This is a genomic window from Burkholderia torrens (assembly GCF_984668525.1).
On the sequence record NZ_OZ480211.1, the window covers coordinates 349,115 to 359,013 of the forward strand.

Below are 9,899 nucleotides of genomic sequence, written 5' to 3' on the forward strand. Positions count from 1 at the left end.
GGCAGGAGCCGCCAGACCAGCCAGGAGGGCGCGGATGATAGTGGTGCTGATGCTGACGACGGTGCCCGATGCGGCGACGGCCGCGGCGCTGTCCGACGGCGCGCTCGACGCGCGGCTGGCCGCGTGTGTGTCCGAGCTTGGTGCGATCAAGTCGCGTTATCACTGGCAGGGCAAGGTCGAAACGGCCGACGAGATCCAGTTGTTGTTCAAGACGAGCCCCGTGCGGGCGCTCGAACTGGAGCGATTTATTCTCGCGCATCATCCGTACGAGACGCCCGAAATCGTCTCGTGGCAAACGACGGCATCGGCCGCGTACGGCCAGTGGGTGACCAGCGAAACTCAACGTCTATTTCATGTTTAACGGTATGGCGCTTTCCGTGCGCGTGCGCGCGCTGCGGTTCCTTGCAGTCCTGGTGTCGTTCGCGGTCATGCTGCTGGGCGGCCTGTCGGCCGCGCGCGCGGCCGACGATTTCCTCGATCCGTCGGTCGCGTTCAAGTTCAGCGCGAGCGAATCGCCGGGACAGGTGGACGTCCGCTTCAAGGTCGCCAACGGCTACTACATGTACCGCGAGCGGTTCGCGTTCGCGGTGAAGAGCGGGCAGGCGACGCTCGGCGAGCCGCAATTCCCGGCCGGCCACGTCAAGTTCGACCAGACGTTCCAGAAGAACGTCGAGACCTATCGCGACGAAGTCGTCATCCACGTGCCGGTGAAGCAGGCGGCCGGGCCGTTCGAGCTCGCGGTGACATCGCAGGGGTGCGCGGACGAAGGGATCTGCTATCCGCCGGCCGAGCACGTCGTGAAGGTCGACGGCGCCGCGCTCGGCACCGCCGCGTCGCCGCCCGGCGGCGACACGGCAGCCGCAGGCAGCTGGTTCGACAAGGTCACGAGCGCCGATTTCGCGCAGTCGCTGCTCGAAGGGCACGGCTTCTTCACGATCGTCGCACTGTATTTCGTCGCGGGCGTCGTGCTGAGCCTCCTGCCCTGTTCGTACCCGATGATTCCGATCGTGTCCGCGATCATCATCGGCCAGGGCACGCGCGCGACGCATGCACGCGGCTTCGCGCTGTCGCTGACCTATGTAGTCGGCATGGCGCTCGTCTATACGGTGCTCGGCATCGCCGCGGCGCTGGTCGGCCAGAGCCTCGGCGCGTGGCTGCAGAACCCGTGGGTGCTCGGCGCGTTCGGCGTGCTGCTGACCGCGTTCGCGGTGTCGCTGATTTCGGGCAAGGACCTCGCGTTGCCTGCACGCTGGCAAAACGGCGCGGCCGAGGCATCGAGCACGCGCCAGGGCGGCCACTTCGTCGCGGTCGCGGCGATGGGCGCGTTGTCGGCGCTCGTCGTCGGCGCATGCATGACGGCGCCGCTGTTCGCGGTACTCGCCTTCATCGCGCATACCGGCAATGCACTGCTCGGCGGTGCGGCGCTGTTCGCGATGGGGCTGGGGCTCGGCGTGCCGCTGCTGGTCGTCGGCGTCGGTGCCGGGACGGTCCTGCCGCGCGCAGGCGCCTGGATGGACGGCGTGAAGGTGTTCTTCGGCATCGTGCTGCTCGCGGCCGCGCTGTGGATCGTGTGGCCGGTGCTGGCGGGCGGCCTGAAGATGGTGCTCGCCGCACTGTGGCTGCTGATCGCGGCCGCGGCGCTCGGCCTGTTCACGCCGAATGCCGGTGCCGCGTCGATCTGGCGCCGCCTGGGCCGCGGCGTGGGCGCCGCGCTCGCGATCTGGGCCGCGACGCTGCTCGTCGGCCTGGCTGCCGGCTCGACGGATCCCGTGAAGCCGCTGGCCGTGCTGGCCGCGCGCACGGTGGCCGCCGGCGGGGCTGCGACGGCCGGCGCAGCCGGCGCGCAGGACGGCCCTGCGTTTGCAGCGGTGCGCTCCAGCGGTGAGCTCGACACGCTGCTGAAGACGTCGGGCCAGCCCGTGATGCTCGACTTCTACGCCGACTGGTGCGTGAGCTGCAAGGAGATGGAGCATCTGACGTTCACCGATGCCCGTGTGCAGGCGCGCCTCGCGAAGCTTCACCTCGTGCGCGCGGACGTCACCGCGAACAATCCGGACGACCAGGCGCTGCTCAAGCGCTTCAACCTGTTCGGGCCGCCGGGCATCATCTTCTTCGATCGCAGCGGCAACGAGATCGGGCGCGTGGTCGGCTACCAGGCGGCCGAGACGTTCCTGCGCAGCCTCGATCGCGCTGCCGTCCCGACGGTATGAGCTGACGAAGGCCGGGGGCCGGCAGACGACCTCGATCGGCGGTAAACGAAAAACGGCGGAACACCGAGGTGTCCCGCCGTTTTTCGTTCGAGCCTGCCGGCGCGCGATCAGCGCTGCGCTTTCAGCAGGCGCGCGGCGTCGAGCGCGAAGTACGTGAGCACGCCGTCGGCGCCCGCCCGCTTGAACGCGAGCAGCGATTCGAGCACGACCTTGTCGTGGTCGAGCCAGCCGTTCATCGCGGCGGCCTTCAGCATCGCGTATTCGCCGCTGACCTGGTACACGTAGGTCGGGAAGCGGAATTCGTCCTTCACGCGGCGCACGATGTCGAGATACGGCATGCCGGGCTTGACCATCACCATGTCGGCGCCTTCGTCGATGTCGAGGCGCACTTCGCGCAGCGCTTCGTCGCTGTTCGCCGGATCCATCTGGTAGGTCATCTTGTTGCCCTTGCCCAGGTTGGATGCCGAGCCGACCGCGTCACGGAACGGACCGTAGAACGCCGACGCGAACTTCGCCGAGTAGGCCATGATCCGCGTGTGGATGTGGCCGTCGCTTTCCAGCATTTCGCGGATCGCGCCGATGCGGCCGTCCATCATGTCCGACGGCGCGACGATGTCGACGCCGGCTTCTGCCTGTGCGCGCGCCTGATCGATCAGGATCTCGATCGTGTCGTCGTTGATCACGTAGCCGTTCTCGTCGAGCACGCCGTCCTGGCCGTGGCTCGTGTACGGATCGAGTGCGACGTCGGTCAGCACGCCGAGCTCGGGAAAGCGCTTCTTCAGCTCGCGCACCGCGCGCGGAATCAGGCCTTCCGGATTGGCTGCCTCGCGGCCGTCGGGCGTCTTCACCGACGGGTCGATGGCCGGGAACAGCGACAGCACGGGCACGCCGAGCTCGACGCATTGTTCGGCGACGTGCATCAGCAGGTCGACCGATACGCGCTCGACGCCGGGCATCGACGGTACCGGCTGCCGCTGGTTGGTGCCTTCGACGACGAACACCGGATAGATCAGGTCGTCGGTGGTCAGGCGGTTTTCGCGCATCAGGCGGCGGGAGAAGTCGTCGCGGCGCATCCGGCGCGGACGATGAAGCGGATGGAAGCTCATGGCGATTTGGCAGAAATCAGGGCGGTAAGACCTTACGGAACCCTTAGGTGATTTTTGGGAGCGTTGGTATATGATAGCGATCGAGCGGCACGCCTCGCGTGCAACTCCCCGCTTCTCCTCCCTGAGCGGGTGCCTGTCGTTTTTCGATTAGGCTGTTTGACCCGCCGTTCAACGGCGGGTTTTTTTATGAGCCGGCCGAATTCGCAGGCGCCGTCAGGTGCGCGCCGCCGATCCCGGCCGCGCGTTGCCCGATCATTGTGCTACAGGCTCGCCATTTTCGTCGGCGACCGACGGCCGCAGCCAGCTCTCGATCAGCTCGTGCGCTTCATCCAGCCCCGTGCGCTTCAGCGCGGAGAACAGCTGGACCGTCAGCTTGCCCTGGACGCCCTGGTCGCGATACGCATCGAGCCCCTTTTGCGTGGTCCGCAGCGCATTGATGCTTTCCTGGCGCGTCAATTTGTCGCACTTGGTCAGCAGCGTGTGGATCGGCTTGCCGGTCGGCGCAAACCACTCGATCATGCGGCGATCGAGGTCGGTCAACGGACGGCGCGAATCCATCATCAGGATCAGGCCGCAGAGCTGCGAACGCGTCGCAAGGTAGGACGACAGCAGCATCTCCCAGTGCGCCTTGGCGGCGCCGGGCACTTCCGCGTAGCCGTAGCCGGGCAGGTCGACGAGGTTCGCGACAGGCTCGGCGGCCGGGCCGACGGAGAAGTAGTTGATGTGCTGCGTGCGGCCGGGCGTTTTCGACGCAAAGGCCAGCCGCTTCTGGTTGCACAGCACGTTGATCGCCGTCGACTTGCCGGCATTCGAGCGGCCCGCGAACGCGATTTCCGGCTGGACCGTCGGCGGCAGGTCGCGCAGATGGTTGACGGTCGTGTAGAAGCGGGCTTGATGGAGCAGAAAGGCCATGGGAACCGGAAGGACGGGCGGCGCGAGCCGCTTGGTGGAGGCGGGGTAGCCCCGATAGGCGCCGGAGCTTTCAACACGATATTGTACAATACGGCGGTTTTACCGAAGGCCACCCGGCGCCTGCCTCGCGCTTTTATGTGGCTTCTGCGGTAGACTGGTCGCCGTCGTTTTTTGCAGAACCTCAAATTCCCACAAGACGAAACAGGGTGTGCGAATGAATCGACTGTGCAAGTCTCTGATGGTGCTTCAGGTTGCAGCAGGGTTCGTAGGTTTCGTAGCGGAGGCAAACGCGGCGGATGCGGCAAAGCCGGATCTCGATCGCGGCAAGGCGATTGCCGGGCAGGTCTGCGCGTCGTGTCACGGCACCGACGGCAATAGCGCGTCGGGCAGTTTCCCGAAGCTGGCCGGCCAGCATCCCGAATATCTGGTCAAGCAGTTGAACGACTTCAAGGCGCAGCCGGGCGCGAAGGGGCCGGTGCGCAACAACGCGGTGATGGTCGGATTCGCGAGCGCGCTGAGCGCGGACGACATGCGCAACGTCGCCGCGTACTACGGGTCGCAGACGACGAAGCTCGGTACCGCACGCGATGCGGCGACCGTGCCGGTCGGCCAGAAGATCTATCGCGGCGGCATCGCGGAGAAGGGCGTCCCTGCCTGCGCGAGCTGCCACGGGCCGACGGGCCAGGGGATGCCGGTCCAGTATCCGCGTCTGTCGGGGCAGTGGGCCGATTACACGGTCGCGCAGTTGACCGCGTTCCAGCAGGGTGCCGGCGCGCGCAACAACAACGAGGCGATGCATCAGATCGCCACGCGCCTGTCGGACAACGAGATCAAGGCCGTCGCGGATTACATCGCGGGCCTGCGTTGACCGGCCCGTCGCGAATGGCATGACCGGTCGCCCAAAGGGCGGCCGGAGTCAGAACAAGAAAAGGGTGGGGCGCCGCACCGTTGCGGCCGCCTTGCCCTTTTTTGTTGGCACTCGCCGGGGCGAGCCGGGATGGAGAGGCTTGCAGGCGATGGGGGGGCTGCGCCCCCCGAACGAATATAGTGAGTGCGGGGGCTGTTTCCCCTTAGTCGGAGTTTGAATGAGCGTTACCACGTCGGGGTTGCAGTCGAAGTCGGGTCAGGGTGCGTCGAAGCGCGCGGTCGAGCTGCTGAGCTCGATGCGCTTCGCCATTGCGCTGCTGGTGGTGCTGTCGATCGCGAGCATCATTGGCACGGTCCTGACCCAGGACGATCCGTATCCGAACTACGTGAACCAGTTCGGGCCGTTCTGGGCGGACATCTTCCGCTCGCTCAGCCTGTACACCGTGTACAGCGCGTGGTGGTTCATGCTGATCCTGATCTTCCTCGTCGTGTCGATCTCGCTGTGCGTGATCCGCAACGCGCCGAAGATGCTCGCCGATGCGAAGAGCTGGAAGGACAAAGTCCGCGAAGGCAGCCTGCGCGCGTTCCATCACAAGGCCGAGTACGCGGCTTCCGGCACGCGTGCGACCGTCGCGGCGACGCTCGCCACGTTCGTCACCAAGGCCGGCTACAAGCACGTCGTGCGTGAAACCGACGGCGCGACGCTGATCTCCGCGAAGCGCGGCGCGATGACCAAGTGGGGCTACATCTCCGCCCACCTCGCGATCGTCGTGATCTGTATCGGCGGCCTGCTCGACAGCAACCTGCCGATCAAATTCCAGATGTGGATGTTCGGCAAGAGCCCGGTCAACACGAGCGCGACGATCAGCGAGATCTCGCCCGACCATCGCCTGTCCGCGTCGAACCCGACGTTCCGCGGCTACGCGTGGGTGCCCGAGGGCCAGTTCGTGTCGACCGCGATCCTGAACCAGCCGAGCGGCTCGCTGATCCAGGACCTGCCGTTCTCGATCCAGCTCGACAAGTTCATCGTCGACTACTACACGACGGGCATGCCGAAGCTGTTCGCGAGCGACATCGTCGTGATCGATCGCGAGACCGGCCGGAAGATCCCGGCGCGCGTCGAGGTCAACAAGCCATTCACGTACAAGGGCGTGTCGATCTACCAGTCGAGCTTCCAGGACGGCGGCTCGCAGATGCAGATGACGGCTTACCCGATGACGGGCGGCAATGCGACGACCGTCCCCGTGAAGGGCACGATCGGCAGTTCGGCGCCGCTGCAGGTGCCGGGCGCCGACGGCGACACGATCGAGTTCTCCGATTTCCGCGCGATCAACGTCGAGAACATGGCCGATGCGAACGGCAAGCCGGACGTGCGCGGCGTCGCGACGACGAGCTCGCTGAAGGAAGCGTTCGACGAGCGGCTCGGCTCGGGCGCGAAGACGTCGAAGCCGACGCAGCTCCACAACATCGGCCCGTCGGTGCAGTACAAGATCCGCGGCAAGGACGGCCAGGCGCGCGAATTCAACAACTACATGCTGCCCGTCGACATGAACGGCGAGCGCGTGTTCCTCGCCGGCGTGCGCGCGAGTCCGAACGATCCGTTCCGCTACATGCGGATCCCGGCCGACAGCCAGGATTCGATCGGCGAATGGATGCGCCTGCGCGCCGCGCTGCAGGATCCGGCCGTACGCGTCGAGGCCGCCGCGCGCTTCGCGCAGCGTTCGCTGCCGGGCACCGACGCGTCGCTGCGCCCCCGCCTGCAGGACAGTGCATCCAAAGTGCTGACCCTTTTTGCCGCGAGCGACGACAGCGTCGGCCGCGGCGCCGACGGCCAGCCGGTCGGCGGCTTCCAGGCGGTGGCGACGTTCATCGACCGCTCGGTGCCGAAGGCCGAGCAGGAGAAGGCGGCGAGCCTGCTGCTGCGCATGCTCGAAGGCTCGATGTGGGAGGTCTGGCAGATCGCGCGCGAGCGTGCCGGCGAGCCGGCCGCCCAGCAGGGCACCGAGACGATCCGCTTCGTGCAGAACGCGATCAATGCGCTATCCGACAGCTTTTTGTATGGATCGCCGGTCTATTTGCAGCTTGACTCATTCAAGCAGGTGCAAGCTTCGGTATTTCAGTTGACGCGCGCGCCCGGCAAGAATCTGGTGTATCTTGGCAGCCTGCTGCTGGTCGCCGGCATCTTCTCGATGTTCTACGTGCGCGAGCGGCGCCTCTGGTTCTGGCTGAAGGACGCCGGTTCGGGCGTCGATGTGGTGATGGCAATGTCCACGGCCCGCAAGACCTTCGATTTCGAGAAAGAATTCGTGCAGACGCGCGACGCGGCCGGCGTCGCCTTGCGCGCCGCACCTCGCGACGCCGCACCCGCGGGTGCGGCTTCGACGGCCCGCCCGCCTGCCGGCAGCGGTTCCGATTCCGAGAATTCCACCCGGTAACATCATGGATCTCACGCAAGTTTCCTCTTCCCGTGCGGCGTCGGCCCAGGCGCCGGTTTCGTCGCCGTTGTTCGACGAGCGTCCGTTCCTCGCGCGCCTGTCGCTGTTCGACTGGCTGTTCGCACTGGCGCTCGTGGCGGGCGCGGGCTATGCGCTCGTGCACTACCACGCGCACATGGATTACTACGACAAGGCGGTGATGATCGGCACCGTGCCGGCGCTCGTCGCGCTCGGCTGGCGCTGGAAGCCCGCGCGGCTGATGATGGCATCGATCGCCGTGCTGTCGCTGCTGTCGATCCAGATCTACCAGGGCGATCTCGCCCGCGCCGATTCGGCGTTCTTCCTCAAGTACTTCCTGTCGAGCCAGTCGGCGATCCTGTGGATGAGCGCGCTGTTCGTGCTCGCGACGATCTTCTACTGGATCGGCCTGCTCGCCCGCTCGGAAACGGGCGCCGCGATCGGCCAGAAGCTCACGTGGGTCGCCGTGCTGATGGGCTTCACGGGGCTGATGGTGCGCTGGTACGAGTCCTACCTGATCGGTGCGGACGTCGGTCACATCCCCGTGTCGAACCTCTATGAAGTGTTCGTCCTGTTCAGCCTGATCACCGCGCTGCTGTATCTGTATTACGAAGGCCACTACGGCACGCGTTCGCTCGGCGCGTTCGTGCTGCTGGTCATCAGCGCGGCTGTCGGCTTCCTGATGTGGTACTCGGTCGCACGCGACGCGCAGCAGATCCAGCCGCTCGTGCCGGCGCTGCAGAGCTGGTGGATGAAGATCCACGTGCCGGCGAACTTCATCGGCTACGGCAGCTTCGCGCTGTCGGCGATGGTGTCGGTCGCGTACCTGATGAAGGAGCGCGGCGTGCTCGCCGATCGCCTGCCGACGCTCGAAGTGCTCGACGACGTGATGTACAAGTCGATCGCGGTCGGTTTCGCGTTCTTCACGATCGCGACGATCCTCGGCGCGCTGTGGGCCGCCGAGGCATGGGGCGGCTACTGGAGCTGGGACCCGAAGGAAACCTGGGCGCTGATCGTGTGGCTGAACTACGCGGCGTGGCTGCACATGCGGTTGATGAAGGGCCTGCGCGGCGCGGTCGCCGCGTGGTGGGCGCTCACGGGCCTGCTGGTCACGACGTTCGCGTTCCTCGGCGTCAACATGTTCCTGTCCGGGCTGCACAGCTACGGCAAGCTGTAAGATTTCCGCCGCTCGTCCGACTATCGAACCGCCGGTGCACTGCGTGCCCGGCGGTTTTGTTTTGTAACGGGCGGGCGAACCGGGCGTCGAACGGCGCATGACGGGCCGGGTCGAACGCTCATGAAACATGCGCGCCGCGCATGCAGGAGGAGCAGCACGATGTGGATCAAACGCCCTTTGCGGAACGTACTGACCGGCGGTGATATTTCGCCCAGCGAGATCACGCCGCGCACGATATTCGAGAACCGGCGGCGCGTGTTGCAGGCGGCCGGCCTCGCGGCGGCGGGCGGCTTGCTCGGCGGCAGCGGCGCGGCGTTCGCCGCGTATGCGTCGCCCGACGCGCGTGCGGCGAAGCTCGCGGCCAAAACGAACCCGACGTTCGTCGCCGCCGACAAGGTGACGCCGTTCAAGGACATCACGTCCTACAACAACTTCTACGAATTCGGCACCGACAAGAGCGACCCGGCGCAGAACGCCGGCACGCTGCGGCCGCGTCCGTGGCGGGTGAGCGTCGAGGGCGAGGTGCAGCACCCGAAGGTGTTCGATCTCGACGAACTGCTGAAGCTCGCGCCGCTCGAGGAGCGCGTGTACCGGCTGCGCTGCGTCGAGGGATGGTCGATGGTGATCCCGTGGATCGGCGTGCCGCTGTCCGAGCTGATCAAGCGCGTGCAGCCGACCGGCAACGCGAAATACGTGCAGTTCATCACGCTCGCCGACCCATCGCAGATGCCGGGCCTGTCGACGCCGGTGCTCGACTGGCCGTATTCGGAAGGGCTGCGGATGGACGAGGCGATGAATCCGCTGACGCTGCTGACGATGGGGGTCTACGGGCAGGTGCTGCCGAACCAGAACGGCGCGCCGGTGCGGATCATCGTGCCGTGGAAGTACGGCTTCAAGAGCGCGAAGTCGCTCGTGAAGATCCGCTTCGTCGACAAGCAGCCGAAGACGAGCTGGAACACCTATGCATCGAACGAGTACGGCTTCTATTCGAACGTGAATCCGAACGTCGATCATCCGCGCTGGAGCCAGGCGACCGAGCGGCGCATCGGCGAGGACGGCTTCTTCACGCCGAAGCGCAAGACGCTGATGTTCAACGGCTACGGCGACCTCGTCGCGTCGATGTATCAGGGCATGGACCTGAAGAAGAACTTCTGAGCGCGACGGTGAGAAACGA

The 9,899-nt window shown here is 66.1% G+C and carries 8 protein-coding genes; 6 read left to right on the top strand and 2 right to left on the bottom strand.

The window, feature by feature from the left end; translation table 11 throughout:
- Positions 1 to 34 precede the first annotated feature (34 nt).
- Complete coding sequence (gene cutA, locus AC5LXX_RS01590) at positions 35 to 361, top strand: divalent-cation tolerance protein CutA (protein ID WP_034189858.1); 327 nt, start codon at positions 35 to 37, stop codon at positions 359 to 361.
- Complete coding sequence (dsbD, locus tag AC5LXX_RS01595; RefSeq protein ID WP_493410279.1) at positions 354 to 2,210, top strand: protein-disulfide reductase DsbD; 1,857 nt, start codon at positions 354 to 356, stop codon at positions 2,208 to 2,210. Before cutA ends, dsbD begins: the two co-directional genes overlap by 8 nt.
- Before the next feature lie 107 nt (positions 2,211 to 2,317).
- On the opposite strand, the gene hemB is transcribed toward dsbD, so the two are convergent.
- Entirely contained in the window at positions 2,318 to 3,316 is a 999-nt protein-coding gene (gene hemB / locus AC5LXX_RS01600; protein WP_124456897.1) for a porphobilinogen synthase, read from the bottom strand.
- Positions 3,317 to 3,568: 252 nt separating this feature from the next.
- On the bottom strand, positions 3,569 to 4,228 hold the full coding sequence (gene yihA / locus AC5LXX_RS01605; protein ID WP_175045560.1) for a ribosome biogenesis GTP-binding protein YihA/YsxC: 660 nt from the start codon (positions 4,226 to 4,228) through the stop codon (positions 3,569 to 3,571).
- A gap of 214 nt (positions 4,229 to 4,442) precedes the next feature.
- On the opposite strand from yihA, the gene AC5LXX_RS01610 reads away from it, so the two are divergent.
- The 4 genes from AC5LXX_RS01610 (at position 4,443) to msrP (ending at position 9,880) form a co-directional block, all read left to right on the top strand.
- Positions 4,443 to 5,096, top strand: a complete 654-nt coding sequence (locus AC5LXX_RS01610; RefSeq protein WP_493411078.1) for a c-type cytochrome — start codon at positions 4,443 to 4,445, stop codon at positions 5,094 to 5,096.
- Between the two features lie 217 nt (positions 5,097 to 5,313).
- The gene (locus AC5LXX_RS01615; protein ID WP_493410280.1) at positions 5,314 to 7,530 is read left to right on the top strand and encodes a cytochrome c biogenesis protein ResB; all 2,217 of its coding nucleotides are present in this window, start codon (positions 5,314 to 5,316) and stop codon (positions 7,528 to 7,530) included.
- 4 nt (positions 7,531 to 7,534) lie between these two features.
- Positions 7,535 to 8,725 carry a c-type cytochrome biogenesis protein CcsB gene (gene ccsB / locus AC5LXX_RS01620; protein WP_493406561.1) on the top strand — a complete coding sequence of 397 codons (1,191 nt, stop codon included), beginning with the start codon at positions 7,535 to 7,537 and terminating at the stop codon, positions 8,723 to 8,725.
- 159 nt (positions 8,726 to 8,884) lie between these two features.
- Positions 8,885 to 9,880, top strand: coding sequence for a protein-methionine-sulfoxide reductase catalytic subunit MsrP (msrP, locus tag AC5LXX_RS01625; RefSeq protein WP_493410281.1), 996 nt, complete (start codon positions 8,885 to 8,887; stop codon positions 9,878 to 9,880).
- The last annotated feature ends 19 nt before the right edge of the window (positions 9,881 to 9,899 follow it).